The following is a 16,976-nucleotide window of genomic DNA, read 5'->3' as shown; positions in this document are numbered from 1 at the left end:
GAAGCGGGACGTTGAACCCGGCAGCGCATCGCCGGTCATATGCACTGGCTAATTTGCCTGAATCCGGGATATGGTTTCGCGGGTGCGCCGCCGATACGCGACGCGTCTGCCTCACTCCTAAACAACGATCATGAAAAAACTTCTTGGTGCCGTACTGATTTCTTTCGGTTTCCTCTCGGGTGTCGCCTCGGCCTCGCCTGAAGCACCGGTCGCGGGGACCGACTATCTGACGATTCCGCAGCAGCCGACGTCGGCCGGTCCGGGCAAGATCGAAGTGACCGAATTCTTCTGGTATGGCTGCCCGCACTGCAATGCGCTGGAGCCGACGCTGGAGAAGTGGGTCAAGGCGCAGGGCAAGGACGTCGTGTTCAAGCGCGTGCCGGTCGCCTTCCAGGACCGCTTCGAGCCGCACACCCGCATGTTCTTCGCACTGACGGCGCTTGGCCGTGAAGCCGAACTCACGCCGAAGGTCTTCAACGAGATCCACGTCAAGCACAACTATCTGCTCACGGCGCAGCAGCAAGCCGACTTCCTCGCGCAGTTCGGCATCGACAAGCAGAAGTACATGGACGCCTACAACGGCTTCTCGACGGCTGCCAACGTGAAGACGGCCAACAAGACGTGGCAGGACTACAAGATCGACGGCGTGCCGACGATTGCGATTCAGGGCAAGTACCTCGTCTCGCCGGCGACGTCGGGCGACGCGATGCAAAAGGCCGGCAAGCCGGCCACGACCGAGCAGCAAACGTTCGATGCGGCGCTCAAGACGGCCGACTCGATCATCAATCAGATCCGCGCGAAGAAGCTGTAAGCTTCGCCGCTCACAAAGCCCGGCCCCGGCCGGGCTTTTGCGTTATATGGCAACACACACGACATCTCCGAAGGTCTTCATCACCGGCGCGTCCAGCGGGCTGGGGCAGGCGCTCGCGCGTCACTATGCTGCGCAAGGCGCAATTCTGGGCCTCGTCGGCCGTCGCGGCGACAAGCTGACCGATCTGGCCGCCACGCTGCCACACCCGCATGCCGTGCATTGCTATGCGCTCGACGTGCGCGACGCCCTCGCGCTGCGCGCGGCCGCCGGCGACTTCATGTCACGCCACGGCGTGCCGGACATCGTGATCGCCAATGCGGGGATCAGTCACGGTGTGAATACGGAAGATGCGGCCGACCTGCCGCACTTCGCCTCCGTCATGGACACGAACTGGATGGCGATGGTCGCCACGTTCAGCCCGTTCGTCGGCCCCATGCGCGAGCGCAAGCGCGGCACGCTTGTCGGCATCGGCAGTGTTGCGGGGGTTCGCGGACTGCCGGGGCATGGGGCGTACAGTGCGTCGAAGGCGGCGGCAATGACATATCTGGAAAGCCTGCGCGTCGAGATGCGTGCGGACAAAGTCGCTGTCGTGACGATCGCGCCGGGCTACATTCGCACACCGATGACGGACGGCAATCCGTTCCCGATGCCGTTCCTGATGGACTCGGACAAGTTCGCCCGCAAGGCGGCTGCCGCGATCGCCCGTCGTAAGCGTTTTGCGGTGTTGCCGTGGCCGATGGGCATCGTGGCATTCGCCATGCGATGCCTGCCGCGCTGGCTCTACGACATGCTGTTCGCCCGCGCGCCCCGTAAGCCGACGATGGCGCAGCGGCAAGCGCGCGAGGCGGCAAGGGCCGCGAAAGCTGCGGGGGCGACGGATACGGGAAACTCGACGCAGCGCGAGAGCGACGAGGGCGATACAAGCCGTAAGTCCTGAGCCTCGGCCCCGGACACGGCGCGTCGGTAAGCGTCGACGAGATCGACATGCGCCACCCCGGCGTGGCGGGTTCAGGGGCGCGTCGAGCGACGAGTTAAGCACTGCCCACGCCGCTCACGGATGTCTGGCTCGGACATCCCCCAAAAAGCGCCGGAAAGCCGAAGCATGGCGAGTCTGGCGCGATACAGTGCCCCGCATTCCTAACCTGCGGTGCTCCCATGAACGCCATGTCTTCGCAAGCCGAATCGCGTGCTTGCTACTTACGCGGCGTCGCCCCACGCCGATTCCTCAGTCAGCTTTTTCTCCGACGCGTCTCCAGCCCGGCCGTCTTTGTCCCCTTTGTCCCCTTTATTCCGGTCATCTCCTCTGTTCACGTCTTCCGCCTGATCGCAGTGCCCGTCGTTGCCGCGTTAGCCGGATGCGCCGCGATGGATCCAGGCAATTGGCAGGTCGTCGGACCGCCTGCGTCATACGTGCGCCCCGCGCCCACCATCGTGGCCCCCGCACCGGTGATCGTCACACCGGCGCCGGCCGTCATCTCACCCGCTCCCGTCATCGTCACACCGGCGCCGACCATTGTCCCGCCAGCCCCTGTCGTCGTCACACCAGCGCCAACCATCATCGGCCCCGCCCCTGTCATCGTCACACCAGCGCCGGTGATCGTCGGGCCGCGTCCTCCCGTCGTCGTCGCACCGGCCCAACCTCGCTCGTCGCGCGACGCCGCGCACTTCCTGCGCGAGCGCTGCTATCTGGAGAAAGGCGGCTGCTACACCAGCGAATACCGCGAGGGCTACGAATTCAATCCGTACACCGGGGGCTGGGACTGGGTCGGTCAGCGCGACTATCGCTGGAAAGGCAGCCGGGGAAATCGCTGAAGCAACATCCCCCCTTTGTCGCATTCCATGCGTGAAACAAGCCGTCCTGCGCAAGATTCGGTCGTATTTTTGACCCGTTGTGGTGCATTCCAAACCTGCGTTAGAGTGTCCGTGTAACTTGAACAGAGGTAAACACGACGTCAATCCGGACTCGCCGCCAGAGAGCGGACGCGTGTCGACGACCTGTCTGTCGGCTACCGATCCGCCTGCGGCACTCTCAACCAAGCAGGAGAGGCACATGCAGACAACCCCTACCGGCACGCCGGTCATCGATCCGGCGCTGCGACGCAAAGCGGTCATCGGCTCCACGTTGGGCAACGCATTCGAGTGGTTCGATTTCACGGTCTACGGTCTCTTCGCGGTGGTCATCGCGAAACTCTTCTTCCCCGCGGATAACGACACGACCTCGCTGCTGGCGAGCGTGGCATCACTCGGTGTGGCGTTCTTCTTCCGCCCCATCGGCGGACTCGCCTTCGGGCTGTACGCCGATCGCGCCGGACGCAAGTCGGCGCTCTCCGTGATGGTGTTGCTCATGGCGCTTGGCACGGGCCTCATCGGCATCGCCCCGACGTACGCGACCATCGGCTTCGCCGCGCCGCTGCTGATCCTGCTCGCGCGCGTGATCCAGGGCTTCTCCGCCGGTGGCGAATTCGGCGGTTCGACGGCCATGCTCATCGAGTTCTCGCCGCCGAATCTGCGCGGCTTCTACGGCAGTTTCCAGATGTGCTCGCAGGCACTCGCCGTCGCTCTCGCGGGGCTGTGCGCGTACGTGCTGAACTCGGGGCTGTCGAAAGAAGCGCTCGAATCGTGGGGCTGGCGTCTGCCGTTCCTGTTCGGGATTCTGATCGGCCCGGTGGGTTTCTACATCCGGCGCCGCATGACGGAATCGCCGGAATTCCTCGCCTATGCCGCGGCGCGCGAACCCACGCGCCGCACGCCGCTCGCGGACGTCTTCTCGAAGCACTATCGCTCGCTCATCGCAGGCTTCGGTCTGACGGTCGCGGCCACGACGTCGTTCTACGTCACGCTGATCTACACGCCGATCTACGCCGTGAAGCAACTCGGTCTGACGCAAGGCGCCGCGAGCCTGTCGACGTTCATCGCCGCCATGCTGATTGCCGCGATGTGCCCGCTCACGGGCTGGATCTCGGATCGGGTGGGCCGTAAGCCGCTGATTCTGCTCTTCGTGCTGCTCTACGGGCTGACGTCGTTCTGGATGTTCACGCGGTTGCACGGTGCGCCGTCGATGGGCAATCTGCTGCTCGCGCAGATTCTCCCGGCGATCTGCATGGGCTTCGTGTGGGGCGCGTTCCCGACGGCTGTCACGGAAGTGTTCCCGGTCGGTGTGCGCTCCACAGGCGTCTCGATTCTGTACAACGTTTCGGTGATGCTGTTCGGCGGCCTCGCGCCGTTCTGGATCACGTATCTGATCAAGGTCACTCAGAACCCGCTTGCACCGGCGTATTACATTCTGCTGACGGTGGCGATCAGCCTCGTCACCTACGGTCTGCTCGGCCGAGATGGCAGGAGTATTCAGGCGTCGGCACAACACGCGTGATGTCATAAGTCACGTGTACGGCACACGCCGCAAGTATTACTGCACCATGAAAAACGCCCCGGAGCCTGCGCTTCGGGGCGTTTTGCGTTGGTGCGCTCGTGAATGCCGTTGGTCGGGCCTGGTGTCGGCACGGATGAAGATAAGGTGATCGATTCGCCTTGCTTTCCGATTCGGTGGGCTGTCGAAGTCGACGTCAATGACGATGCCGTCAATGCCCACTTCGCCCACTTTGGCTAGCGTTCGGCAGTCGCACCGCATTGCACGGCGAAGCCAACGTCACGCACTCAGACCGGCGAGAACCGCCACACCCCCTTGGCATCGCGCTCGCGCTTGAGTTCGCCCGCGCGCCAGAGCATGTGCAAGTGCGCGAGCGCTTCGCCCATTGCGAAGGTGGTCTGGTGCGCATCGAGCTTGCGATGGAACATGATGGGGACGATGTCGCCTGCGCTTTGCGGTGTCTTCGCGCACGCCTCACGCACTTCCTGCAAACGCGCCGCATGGTGATCGCGAAGCTGACGAATCCGGGTGTGCAATCCGGTGAACGGTCGGCCGTGCGACGGCAGCACCAGGCAGTCGGCGGGCAGATCGAGATACACGCCCAGCGAGTCCAGGAACAGTTGCAGCGAGTTGGCTTCCGGCTCGATGTCGAAAACGCTGACGTTGGTGGAGATACGCGGCAGCACCATGTCGCCCGAGATGAGCACGTTGTGCTGCTCGGAGTACAACGCCATGTGCTCGGGCGAGTGACCATAGCCGGCGATCAGACGCCAGTCGCTGCCGCCGATGCGCAGCGTATCGCCGTCTTTCAGACGGAAGTAACGCGACGGGACCTCCGGGACGAGGTCGCTGAAATAAGACTTGCGATTGCGGATCTGCTCGATCATCGCTTCGTCGGCAAGGCCGTGCGCGAGGAAGTGCGCGACGGCGAATTCGCCGCCCGCGTTGGCCGCATTATTGTTGTCGCCCTCGGACATGAGACGCCCCCAAGCGTAGTCGCCGAGCGACATGGCGAGGCGCGCTTCCCAACGCTGTTTGTCACCGCCCTTGCAGATCCAGTGCGCCAGACCCAGGTGATCGGGATGGCAATGCGTGACGACGACACGCAGCACCGGTTCGCCACCGAGCGCGCTGTCGAACACCTGCTCCCAGTACGCCTTGATCTGGGGATGCGTGATGCCGCAGTCGACCACCGTCCATCCTTTGACGCCATCGATCTCGTCGCGCAACAACCACAGGTTGATGTGATCGAGCACGAACGGCAACGGCATGCGCACCCAGAAGACGCCCGGCACGACTTCGTGCACGGTACCGCCATCAGGCAGAAAGTCGCCAAGGGGATAGTTCAGTTGTTGTTCAAGGGCATTCACGGGGGCCACGCTCCAGATGGGCTTGTTCTCTTGTTGTCAGGTTGACGCCATCACCGATTGCATACGATGCAAGTTGACGCTAACGTAAACGGCAATTCTATCTGTAATGGTAAGTAGTCGCTTAACCGCACATTCACCGCACGCTTGACCTCGACCTCGTGCCGACTCCAGCGCCCGACATTGTGCCCAACCCCGAGTCCCGACTCGCGTAACCCGATCCGATGCTCACCTACACGATCACCGACCTCGCCCGCGAGTTCGACATCACCCCCCGCGCGATCCGCTTCTACGAGGATCAGGGGCTGCTCACCCCGGCCCGCGAAGGCCCCGGCGGACGCCATCGCGTCTACACGGGCCAGGACCGCACGCGCCTGAAATTGACGCTGCGCGGCAAACGCCTCGGGCTCACGCTCTCCGAGATCAAGTCGATTCTCGATCTGTACGAGTCGCCGAAGGACACGGTGCCGCAACTGAAAGTCTTCCTTGAGACACTCTCCGCGCATCGTCAGGTCCTCGAACAGCAACTCGAAGACCTCCACGCCACGCTCGACGAAGTCTCCCAACACGAAGCCCAGTGCCACGCTTTGCTCGAAGCGGCCGGGGAAGTCGTGCCGCCTTCCGCGCGTCGCGTGAAAACGGCCGCGGCGTCTCACTGAGTTTTTGCGGTTCGGTTTGCTGGCCTGCTGTTCGGTTGTTCGGCGTGCGCCCTGTCCGGCGTACGGGCCGTACACCACAACCCGCTTCACCCTCCCCCAGCCCTGACCTCCTCCCAGGGCCGCGGGGACCGGCACTACCCTGACTCCGTTCCACCTGAAAGTCTCTCCGTCAGGGCAGCACCGATCCCCGCCCCTCCAACTCCCCAACTCCCCAACACCCTTCCTCTGATTCTCGCCATTCCGGCACTTCAACTCGCTCGGCCTCGCACCGGAATCGCTTTCCCCCTACATCTCTACCAGCCCCCCATCACCGAACGATGATCAAGCGTCATCCCTTCTTTTCGATTCAGGAAAGCCCTGACTTTACGTTTACGTAAACGTAAAGTAGTATCTCTGGACCCGGCTATCCCAGCCCCTTGCGTCCCTGTCACGACCCCGACCATGGCCAACGCCCCTGTCTCTCATGCCGCTCCGCTCGACGACGCCGTCGCCGCGAAAATTCGCGCCAGTTTCGACAAACAAGGCGTGATGACCCACTGGGGCGCACAACTCACGCATCTGGCCGACGGCTTCTGCGAAATCTCGCTGCCGTTCTCCGACAAGGTCAATCAGCAACTAGGCTATTTCCACGGCGGTGTGATCGGCGCCATCGCCGATTCGACCGGCGGCTATGCCGGCTATACCCGTATCCCGGTCGATCAGGAACTGGTCACCGCCGAGTACAAACTGAACATTCTCGCGCCCGGCAAGGGCGATACACTGGTCGGACGCGGTCAGGTCGTCAAAGCCGGACGCACGCTCATCGTCGCCACGGCGGAACTGTTCGCCGTCGACAACGGCAAATGGACACTCTGCGCCCTCATGCAACAAACGCTCTTCGTGCTGGCCCCCCATTCCGCCACGGCGGCTGGCGTCGCGCGCTGAGCGATACATCGCACCGGTTATCGCTCCACCAACGGCGCGACTTTCGGCATCACGAACGCTGATTGATCGTAGATTCATCGCTTACCAAGCACCATCGAACATACGCGCGGGCGAACCGCCACGCGCCACCCACTGGAGACTGTGTCATGACGACGTTGCCCGGCCTCAATTTCATGCTCGGCGAAGACCTGGACATGCTGCGCGAATCGGTGTCGAATTTCGCCTCGAAGGAAATCGCCCCGCGCGCGGCGGAAGTGGATCACACCGACCAGTTCCCGATGGACCTCTGGCGCAAGATGGGCAACCTCGGCGTGCTCGGCATGACGGTCTCGGAGGAGTACGGCGGCGCGAACATGGGATATCTCGCCCACATGATCGCGATGGAGGAAATCTCGCGTGCGTCGGCGTCCGTCGGCCTGTCCTACGGCGCTCATTCGAACCTCTGCGTGAACCAGATCCACCGCAACGGCACCGCCGCGCAAAAGGCGAAGTACCTGCCGAAGCTGGTGTCGGGCGAACACGTCGGCGCCCTCGCGATGAGCGAGCCGAACGCCGGCTCGGACGTCGTCAGCATGAAGCTGCGCGCCGAGAAACGCGGTGACCGCTATGTGCTCAACGGCACGAAGATGTGGATCACGAACGGCCCGGACTGCGACACGCTCGTCGTCTACGGCAAGACGGACATCGAAGCCGGTGCGCGCGGCATGACGGCCTTCATCGTCGAGAAGGGCATGAAGGGTTTCTCCGTTGCACAAAAGCTCGACAAGCTCGGCATGCGCGGCTCGCACACGGGCGAACTGGTGTTCGAGAACGTGGAAGTGCCGGAGGAGAACATCCTCGGTCAGGTCGGCGGCGGCGTGAAGGTATTGATGAGCGGCCTCGACTACGAGCGCGCGGTGCTCGCCGGGGGTCCGCTGGGCATCATGCAGGCCGCCATGGACGTGGTCGTTCCGTACATCCACGACCGCAAGCAGTTCGGTCAGTCGATCGGTGAGTTCCAGCTGATTCAGGGCAAGGTCGCCGACATGTACACGATCCTGCAAGCCAGCCGCTCGTATCTCTATGCCGTGGGCCGTCAACTGGATTCGCTGGGCAGCGATCACGTGCGTCAGGTGCGCAAGGACTGCGCCGGCGTGATTCTCTATACGGCGGAAAAGGCGACGTGGATGGCCGGCGAAGCGATCCAGATTCTGGGCGGCAACGGTTACATCAACGAGTACCCGGTCGGACGCCTCTGGCGCGATGCGAAGCTGTATGAGATCGGCGCAGGCACGTCGGAAATCCGTCGCATGCTGATCGGCCGCGAGCTGTTCGCGGAAACGATGTAATCCCCGAGTCCCGTCACGCAGAACCGACATTAGGCTAGACGGACCATCAGGCGCGGGCAGCGGCGCTACAATCGTTGCAAGCTCGCTCCGCGCCTGTCCCGACCGGTATGAATCACTTCCCGAAACTCCTGTCGTCGCAGTTTGCTTTCGACGTCGCCCGCACGATGCTGGACGGCTTCGACAAGCATTACCGCATTTTCCGCGAGGTGTGTGTCGCGGCGCAGGCATGTTTCGAAGCCGGTGACTTCACGGGTATCCAGAAGCTCCAGCGCGATCGCATCGCCTATTACGACGAACGCGTGCGCGAATGCATCGTCACGCTGGAAGACGAGTTCGACGCGCAATCGCTCGACGACGACGTCTGGCAACAGGTCAAGCTGCACTACATCGGCTTGCTGACCGAGCATCGTCAGCCCGAACTCGCCGAGACGTTCTTCAACTCGGTGTGCTGCAAGATCCTGCATCGCTCGTACTTCAATAACCGTTTCATCTTCGTGCGCCCCGCTGTGGCGACGGAGTACATCGAGAACGACGCCCCCGCCGCCAGACCGACTTATCGCGTCTACTATCCGGCGCAGGACGGCATGGCCGCCACGCTCTCGCGCATCGTCACGAATTTCCAGTTGAAACGCCCGTTCGCCGATCTGGCACGCGACGTGGGTTATGTGATGCGCGCGATCGAGGCAACGTTCGGCACGCCCGACACGTTCGATGCCGCGCCGAATTTCCAGATCCACGTGCTGGCATCGCTGTTCTTTCGCAACAAGGCGGCGTACATCGTGGGGCGCATCGTGAACGGCGACGTCATCACGCCCTTCTCCGTCCCGATCATGCACGACGACGACGGCAAACTCGCGCTGGACACCGTCCTGCTGCGACGCGACGAACTGCGCGTAGTCTTCAGCTTCACGCATGCGTATTTCATGGTCGACATGGAGGTGCCGTCGGCCTATGTGCAGTTTTTGCGCACGATCATGCCGAGCAAACCGAAGGCGGAAATCTATACCTCGCTGGGTTTGCAGAAGCACGGCAAGAATCTGTTCTATCGCGATTTTCTGCATCACCTCAAGCATTCGAGCGACAAGTTCGTGAGCGCACCGGGCATTGCCGGACTGGTGATGCTGGTCTTCACGCTGCCGTCGTATCCGTATGTCTTCAAGCTGATCCGCGAGCGCTTCGCGCCGCCCAAGGAGACCACGCGCGAGCAGGTGAAAGCAAAGTATCTGATGGTCAAGCAGCATGATCGCGTGGGCCGCATGGCCGATACGCTGGAGTTCTCCAGCGTGGCCTTTCCGCTCTCGCGTTTCGACGACGCCCTGCTCGCCCAGTTGCAGGCCGAAGTGCCCTCGCTGCTGGAAGTCGACGGCGACGCGCTGGTGATCCGCCACTGCTATATCGAGCGGCGCATGACACCGCTCAATCTGTGGCTGCAAACCGCGTCGGACGAACAGGTCGATCACGCCATGCGCGAATACGGCAACGCGATCAAGGAACTGATGGCCGCGAACGTATTTCCGGGCGACATGCTGTACAAGAATTTCGGCGTGACGCGTCACGGCCGGGTAGTTTTCTACGACTACGACGAGCTGGAATATCTGACGGATTGCCACATCCGCCGGGTGCCCGAGCCGCGTAACGAAGAAGAGGCGATGTCGGGGGAAGTCTGGTACCGTGTAGGCCCGCACGACGTGTTTCCGCAGACGTTCGAAACGTTTCTGACGGGAGACGCGCGCGTGCGGCGCTATCTGAACCAGCATCATCCGGATTTCTTCGATCCCGACCTGTGGCAAGGCTTTCAGGATCGGGTACGCGCCGGACAGATGCACGACTTCTATCCGTACGATGTCGCGCTGCGTTTCGTCAATCGCTACGGCGCAGGTCGTCCTGCCCGCGCTACGAGCGCCCCGCCCCGCGCAGCGGCCGCCTGAGCCTTCGGCGCCTTGAACGAACCCGCTAACGACACGCCCGCCGGATGACACGATCATGACCGAAGACAAAGACCAACCTCTCATCCATCTGCTCGATAACAACCGCGCCTGGGTCGCCAGCGTGAACGCGGAAGATCCCGCCTTTTTCGAGCGGCTGGCCAAGCAACAGGCCCCGGAATACCTCTGGATCGGCTGCTCGGACTCGCGCGTGCCGGCCAACCAGATCACGGGTCTGGCGCCGGGCGAAGTGTTCGTCCACCGTAATATCGCGAACGTGGTCGTGCATAGCGACCTGAACTGTCTGTCGGTTTTGCAGTTCGCCGTCGAAGTGCTGAAGGTGCGCCACATCATGGTGGTCGGCCACTACGGCTGCGGTGGCGTGGGCGCAGCGCTCGACGGCGCGAAGATGGGGCTCGTCGACAACTGGCTGCGCCACGTGCGCGATGTCTACGAGCGCCACGTCGACCAGATCGACGCGCTGCCCTCGCGCGACGCGCGTCATGATCGTTTGTGCGAGTTGAACGCCATCGAACAAGTCGTGAATATCTGTCATACCACGGTGCTGCGCGACGCCTGGGCACGCCATCAAGCTGTCACGGTGCATGGCTGGGTGTACGGCCTGCGCGACGGTCTGGTGCGTGACCTGCGCATGTCGGTGAATAGCCTCGAAGCACTGCCGCGTGTCTATGACCGCTGCGTGCAGGCGATGGCCGAATTACGCCATCCACGCGCCTAGCGCCGCGCTTTCTACCCGTTACAGGAGATTGCCATGCAACAAGACCCGATCGTCATCGTTTCCGCCGTCCGCACACCGATGGGGGGCCTGCAGGGGGTGTTCGGCGATGTCGCTGCCCCGCAACTGGGCGCCGCCGCCATTCGCGCGGCCGTCGAACGCGCCGGCCTGAAACCGGAGCAGGTCGATGAAGTCGTGATGGGCTGCGTGCTGCCCGCCGGTCAGGGACAGGCACCGGCGCGTCAGGCCACGCTCGGTGCCGGTCTGCCGCTTGCCGCAGGCGCCACCACCGTCAACAAGATGTGCGGCTCGGGCATGCGCGCCGCCATGTTTGCCCACGACATGCTCGCCGCAGGCAGTGCCGACGTGATCGTCGCCGGCGGCATGGAGAGCATGAGCAACGCCCCCTATCTGCTGCCCAAGGCACGTGCCGGCATGCGCATGGGTCACGGTCAGGTCATCGATCACATGTTCATGGACGGTCTGGAAGACGCCTACGACAAGGGCCGCCTGATGGGCACCTTCGCCGAAGAATGCGCCGACCGTTACACGTTCACCCGCGAAGCGCAGGACGCCTTCGCCATCGCCTCGCTCGAACGCGCGCAGAACGCCACGAAGGACGGCGCGTTCGCATGGGAAATCACGCCCGTGACGGTGCCGGGCCGCAAGGGCGACACGGTCGTCGATCAGGACGAACAGCCGTTCAAGGCCAATCCCGAAAAGATCCCGACGCTCAAGGGCGCGTTCCGCAAGGACGGCACGGTGACGGCCGCGAACTCGTCGTCGATCTCGGACGGCGCCGCCGCCCTCGTGCTCATGCGCGAATCGACGGCCAAACGCCTCGGCCTCGCGCCGCTTGCGCGCATTGCCGGACACAGCACCTTCGCACAGCAGCCGGGCCTGTTCACCACGGCTCCGGTCGGTGCGATGCGCAAGCTGTTCGAGAAGACCGGCTGGTCGACGTCCGACGTCGATCTGTACGAGATCAACGAAGCGTTCGCCGTCGTCACGATGGCGGCGATGCACGAGTTCGACCTGCCTCACGAGAAGGTGAACATTCACGGCGGCGCCTGTGCGCTCGGTCACCCGATCGGTGCGTCCGGTGCGCGCATTCTCGTCACGCTGATCGGCGCGCTGCGCAAGACCGGCGGCAAACGCGGCGTCGCGAGCCTGTGCATCGGCGGCGGTGAAGCGACCGCCATGGCCATCGAACTCGTCTGATCGGGAAGATCATGAAAACAGCCCTCATCATCGGCGCCTCACGCGGCATCGGCATGGAATTCGTTCGGCAGTACCGCGAGGATGGCTGGCAGGTCTTCGCAACCGCCCGCAGCGACGACGCCCTGGCCGCCCTGCGCGAGCTGGGCGCACAGGCGCTGAAGCTCGATGTCTCCCGCGTGGAATCGCTCTCCGGCCTGTCGTGGCAGCTCGACGGCGTGGAACTCGACGTCGCGATCTACAACGCCGGGGTGAACTCCGAGCGCACGACCGGCCTCGCCCCGATCACGCAGGCGGAATTCGATCGCGTCTTCCATACCAACGTGCTCGGCGCCATGCAGGTCGCCCCGCTCGTGCTGCCCTTCGTGGAAGCGGCAGGCGGCGCGTTCGGCTTCCTGTCGAGCCGCATGGGCAGCGTCGCGCTGATGGAATCGAACGGTAGCTGGCTGTATCGCGCGAGCAAAGCGGCGGTCAATTCGGTGGTCAAGGCGGTGTCGCTCGAAGCGCAACGCGCTACGTGCGTCGCCATGCACCCGGGCTGGGTGCGCACCGACATGGGCGGCGAGAACGCCGACATCGACGTGCAGACGAGCGTGACCGGCATGCGCCGTGTGCTCGCACGAGCGCCGGGGCAGCGCGCCACGCACAACGGCGGCTTCTACAACTACGACGGCAACGCGCTCACGTGGTAACGCGCGGGCATTGCACGACGAACACCTGACAACGCACCGACTCACGCAGGAAACCACGCTGTCACCGAGGCATCACGCAGTCCCGAAGTCACCGATAACAAGCTAGTGCCACACCGCCGTATCTTTTGATTCGCGGGCCAGAAACGTCACTCGGAACGGAGCCAACATGACGTCCGCCATCGACTTTTATTTCGACTTCGCATCCCCCTATGGGTATTTTGCGAGCACCTGCATCGACGACATCGCTTCGCGTAACGGACGTGGCGTCGCGTGGCATCCGATCCTGCTCGACATCGTCTACAAGGTGAACGGCACGGGCGCGCCGGTGCAGCATCCGATCAAGACGGAGTATCTGCGGCACGACGTGGAACGCACGGCGCGCTTTCACGGCATCGATTACAAGCGGCCAACGCATTTCCCGATTCCCACGCAGGCCGCCGAGCGCGCCGTGCTGTGGGTACAGGATCATCGCGGCGGCGACCTGTCGGCGGAATTCGCGAAATCGATTTTTCGCGCGCTCTACGTCGACGACGTGAACATCGGCGACCCGGCGGAACTCGTGCGGCTCGGCGAAGCGCTGGGCATCGATGGCGCAGCGCTCGACACCGGCATGCACTCGCCCGCCGCCAAGGATCACCTCAAGGCGGAGATCGATCTGGCGATGGCGCGCGGCGTGTTCGGCTCGCCGTTCGTGATCGTGGACGGCGAACCGTTCTGGGGCTTCGACCGCTTCCTGCAGGTCGAGGCCTGTCTGAAGCACGGCAGAATCTGACAACAAGGCAAGACACACGATGGCAAGACCCCAACCGCCGCAGCACAACGAACGCGAAGCCTGCCCCTGCGGCGGCCTCTCGTTCGAGGACTGCTGTGCCCGTTATCTGGAGCGCGGCGATGTTGCGCCGACGGCCGAAGCGCTGATGCGCTCGCGCTATACGGCGTTCGTGCGCCAGAACGCCCCGTATCTGCTCGATACGTGGGCGGCGAGCACGCGTCCCGCCTCGCTCGAATTCGACGACGCCCCGCAGTGGCTCGGCCTTCAGGTCAAGGCGCATCTGCAACGCGACGATACCCACGCCGAAGTCGAGTTCGTCGCCCGCTACAAGATCGGCGGACGCGCGCATCGGCTGCATGAGCGCAGCCGCTTCGAGCGCGACGGCGATGGGCGCTGGCGCTACCTCGACGGCGATCTGTTCGACTGATTTCGGACGGGCGCGCGACGGTTCGTGCATCGCACGAACCGTCGCACCCGCTGGCCAAAACACTCAACGACAACTCACAACTCCACCGGATTTCGTCACATGCCGATTCTCGAAAGCAAACTCAACCCGCGCGGCGAAGACTTTGCACGCAACGCGTCCGCGATGCAGACCGTGGTCGACGAACTTCGCGCACGCATCGCGCAACTGGCCGGTGGCGGCGGAGAGGCTGCGCGCAAGAAACACACGGGCCGGGGCAAACTGCTGCCGCGCGATCGCGTGCAGCAACTGCTCGATCCGGGCTCGCCGTTCCTCGAACTCTCGCAACTCGCCGCGACCGGCATGTATCACGACGACGCACCGGGTGCAGGCATCATCACGGGGATCGGACGCGTGTCCGGTCAGGAATGCGTGATCGTGTGCAACGACGCCACGGTCAAGGGCGGCACGTACTACCCGATGACGGTCAAGAAGCACCTGCGCGCGCAGGAGATCGCCGAGCAGAACCACCTGCCGTGTATCTATCTGGTGGATTCGGGCGGTGCGAACCTGCCCAATCAGGATGACGTCTTCCCCGATCGCGATCACTTCGGCCGCATCTTCTACAACCAGGCGCAGATGTCCGCGCAGGGCATTCCACAGATCGCCGTGGTGATGGGATCGTGCACCGCCGGTGGCGCGTATGTGCCCGCGATGAGTGACGAGTCGATCATCGTCAAGGAGCAAGGCACGATTTTCCTCGGCGGACCGCCGCTGGTGAAGGCCGCGACCGGCGAAGAAGTGAGCGCCGAAGACCTCGGCGGCGCCGATGTCCACACGCGTCTGTCGGGCGTGGCCGATCACTTCGCACAGAACGACGCCCACGCACTGTCCATCGCGCGCAGCATCGCGGCGAACCTGAACCGTCGCAAACCGGCGAGCGTGGCGGTCAAAGCGCCGGTCGAGCCGAAGTACGACGCCCGCGAACTGTACGGCGTGATTCCCGCCGACACGAAGAAGCCGTTCGACGTGCGCGAAGTGATCGCGCGTCTGGTCGACGGCTCTGAGTTCGACGAGTTCAAGGCACGCTACGGCACCACGCTCGTGTGCGGCTTTGCGCATCTGTGGGGCTATCCGGTCGGCATCGTCGCGAACAACGGCATTCTGTTCTCGGAGTCTGCCCAGAAGGGCGCGCACTTCATCGAGTTGTGCTGCCAGCGCAAGATCCCGTTGATCTTCTTGCAGAACATCACGGGCTTCATGGTCGGGCGCAAGTACGAGAACGAAGGCATCGCCAAGCACGGCGCGAAGATGGTGACGGCCGTCGCCACCGCGAACGTGCCGAAGTTCACCGTCATCATCGGCGGCTCGTTCGGCGCAGGTAACTACGGCATGTGCGGTCGCGCCTACTCGCCGCGCTTCCTGTGGATGTGGCCGAACGCACGCATCTCGGTGATGGGCGGCGAACAGGCGGCGTCGGTGCTCGCGACCGTCAAACGCGACGGCATCGAAGGCAAGGGCGGCCAGTGGAGCGCCGAGGAAGAAGACGCCTTCAAGCAACCGATCCGCGATCAGTACGAGCGTCAGGGCCATCCGTTCTACGCGAGCGCGCGCCTCTGGGACGACGGCGTGATCGATCCCGCCGACACCCGTACCGTGCTCGGCCTCGGGCTGTCCGCCGCGCTCAACGCGCCGATTCCGGAAACGCGCTTCGGCCTATTCCGCATGTAAGCGGATGCCATCCGCTATCTCGGTCCCCGGCCCCGGTACATCAAGGAATTTCGTCATGAATCTCGCAACGCTCAAGTTCAGTGTCGACGCTCACGTCGCCACCGTCACGCTCAACCGCCCGGACGTGCGCAACGCGTTCAATGAAACCGTCATCGAAGAACTGACGGGCACGTTCCGCGCGCTGGCCTCGAACGACGACGTGCGCGCTATCGTGCTCGCCGCCGAAGGCGTGGCGTTCTGCGCCGGCGCCGACCTGAACTGGATGAAGAAGATGGCCGGATACTCGGACACCGAGAACCGCGCCGACGCCATGACGCTCGCCGTCATGCTCAACACGATCTACCGCTGCCCGAAGCCGGTGATCGCGCGCGTGCAGGGCGACACCTACGCCGGAGGCGTGGGACTCGCCGCGGTGGCCGATATCGTCGTCGCTGTCGACACGGCGCATTTCTGCCTGTCGGAAGCCAAGCTCGGCCTGATTCCCGCGACCATCGGCCCGTACGTGATTCGTGCGCTCGGCGAGCAGGCGTCGCGCCGCTACTTCGTGACGGCAGAGCGCTTCACGGCAGCCACGGCGCAACGTCTCGGTCTGGTGCACGAGGTCGTCGCCGCCGATGCGCTCGACAGCACGGTCGGCGCGCTGGCCAAGGCGCTCGTCGACAACAGCCCGAACGCCGTGAAGGAATGCAAACGCCTCGTGCAGGACTTCGCCGGACGCGCCATCGACGAAGCCGCCATCGCCGACACGGCGGATCGCATCGCGAAGATCCGTGCGTCCGACGAGGGCCGCGAAGGCGTGCGCTCGTTCCTTGAGAAGCGTTCGCCGTCGTGGCGCGACGCCTCCTGAGTTTAGAGGCCGCACCCGCCGATATCGGCACGCTTCATCGGTTACAAAATTTTTTTGGGAGGGGTGACAGCGGAGATGCCGCAACGTTACCGGCGAGATTTACGAACTTGTCGATAAAATCTTTTTACGGCTCACAAAATAGCGAGTTCTCGCATTAATTCCGCCTATTGCCCTGCCAAATCGCTTTGCCTACCAT

At 63.6% G+C, this 16,976-nt stretch carries 16 protein-coding genes; 15 read left to right on the top strand and 1 reads right to left on the bottom strand.

What is annotated here, in order from left to right; translation table 11 throughout:
• Positions 1–130: 130 nt before the first annotated feature.
• The 4 genes from C5N93_RS21575 (at position 131) to C5N93_RS21560 (ending at position 4,181) form a co-directional block, all read left to right on the top strand.
• Positions 131–811 carry a thiol:disulfide interchange protein DsbA/DsbL gene (locus tag C5N93_RS21575; RefSeq protein ID WP_150720954.1) on the top strand — a complete coding sequence of 227 codons (681 nt, stop codon included), beginning with the start codon at positions 131–133 and terminating at the stop codon, positions 809–811.
• A 46-nt stretch (positions 812–857) separates the two neighbouring features.
• A complete protein-coding gene (locus C5N93_RS21570; protein ID WP_242560841.1) occupies positions 858–1,748 on the top strand; it encodes an SDR family oxidoreductase in 891 nt (296 codons plus the stop codon).
• A 428-nt stretch (positions 1,749–2,176) separates the two neighbouring features.
• Positions 2,177–2,623, top strand: coding sequence for a hypothetical protein (locus tag C5N93_RS21565; RefSeq protein ID WP_242560840.1), 447 nt, complete (start codon positions 2,177–2,179; stop codon positions 2,621–2,623).
• A 238-nt stretch (positions 2,624–2,861) separates the two neighbouring features.
• On the top strand, positions 2,862–4,181 hold the full coding sequence (locus tag C5N93_RS21560; RefSeq protein ID WP_069343200.1) for an MFS transporter: 1,320 nt from the start codon (positions 2,862–2,864) through the stop codon (positions 4,179–4,181).
• Between the two features lie 284 nt (positions 4,182–4,465).
• Here the strand turns inward: C5N93_RS21560 and C5N93_RS21555 are convergent, their stop codons facing one another.
• A complete protein-coding gene (locus C5N93_RS21555) occupies positions 4,466–5,548 on the bottom strand; it encodes an MBL fold metallo-hydrolase (RefSeq protein ID WP_150720950.1) in 1,083 nt (360 codons plus the stop codon).
• A gap of 221 nt (positions 5,549–5,769) precedes the next feature.
• Here C5N93_RS21555 and C5N93_RS21550 point away from each other — a divergent pair, with 221 nt between their 5' ends.
• From C5N93_RS21550 to C5N93_RS21500, 11 genes are all read left to right on the top strand, one after another.
• On the top strand, positions 5,770–6,204 hold the full coding sequence (locus C5N93_RS21550) for a MerR family DNA-binding transcriptional regulator (RefSeq protein ID WP_242560839.1): 435 nt from the start codon (positions 5,770–5,772) through the stop codon (positions 6,202–6,204).
• Positions 6,205–6,645: 441 nt separating this feature from the next.
• Positions 6,646–7,128 (top strand): PaaI family thioesterase, encoded by a 483-nt coding sequence (locus C5N93_RS21545; RefSeq protein WP_150720948.1) that lies wholly within the window; start codon positions 6,646–6,648, stop codon positions 7,126–7,128.
• A 146-nt stretch (positions 7,129–7,274) separates the two neighbouring features.
• Positions 7,275–8,456, top strand: coding sequence for an isovaleryl-CoA dehydrogenase (locus C5N93_RS21540; protein WP_242560838.1), 1,182 nt, complete (start codon positions 7,275–7,277; stop codon positions 8,454–8,456).
• A gap of 107 nt (positions 8,457–8,563) precedes the next feature.
• Entirely contained in the window at positions 8,564–10,384 is a 1,821-nt protein-coding gene (aceK, locus tag C5N93_RS21535) for a bifunctional isocitrate dehydrogenase kinase/phosphatase (RefSeq protein WP_242560837.1), read from the top strand.
• Between the two features lie 55 nt (positions 10,385–10,439).
• Positions 10,440–11,120, top strand: a complete 681-nt coding sequence (gene can, locus C5N93_RS21530) for a carbonate dehydratase (protein WP_150720946.1) — start codon at positions 10,440–10,442, stop codon at positions 11,118–11,120.
• A 33-nt stretch (positions 11,121–11,153) separates the two neighbouring features.
• Positions 11,154–12,338, top strand: coding sequence for an acetyl-CoA C-acetyltransferase (locus tag C5N93_RS21525; protein ID WP_242560836.1), 1,185 nt, complete (start codon positions 11,154–11,156; stop codon positions 12,336–12,338).
• Positions 12,339–12,349: 11 nt separating this feature from the next.
• A complete protein-coding gene (locus C5N93_RS21520; RefSeq protein ID WP_242560835.1) occupies positions 12,350–13,027 on the top strand; it encodes an SDR family oxidoreductase in 678 nt (225 codons plus the stop codon).
• Positions 13,028–13,193: 166 nt separating this feature from the next.
• Entirely contained in the window at positions 13,194–13,799 is a 606-nt protein-coding gene (locus C5N93_RS21515) for a DsbA family protein (protein ID WP_069343209.1), read from the top strand.
• Positions 13,800–13,818: 19 nt separating this feature from the next.
• Complete coding sequence (locus C5N93_RS21510) at positions 13,819–14,226, top strand: YchJ family metal-binding protein (RefSeq protein ID WP_242560834.1); 408 nt, start codon at positions 13,819–13,821, stop codon at positions 14,224–14,226.
• A gap of 99 nt (positions 14,227–14,325) precedes the next feature.
• A complete protein-coding gene (locus C5N93_RS21505; protein WP_069343211.1) occupies positions 14,326–15,933 on the top strand; it encodes a carboxyl transferase domain-containing protein in 1,608 nt (535 codons plus the stop codon).
• A gap of 55 nt (positions 15,934–15,988) precedes the next feature.
• Positions 15,989–16,780: an enoyl-CoA hydratase/isomerase family protein gene (locus C5N93_RS21500; RefSeq protein ID WP_242560833.1), complete on the top strand. Its 792-nt coding sequence runs from the start codon at positions 15,989–15,991 to the stop codon at positions 16,778–16,780.
• The last annotated feature ends 196 nt before the right edge of the window (positions 16,781–16,976 follow it).

This window comes from Pandoraea sp. LA3, assembly GCF_022696215.1.
GTDB classification, from domain to species: Bacteria; Pseudomonadota; Gammaproteobacteria; order Burkholderiales; family Burkholderiaceae; genus Pandoraea; species Pandoraea capi.
This window is presented reverse-complemented; position numbering and strand designations above follow the sequence as displayed.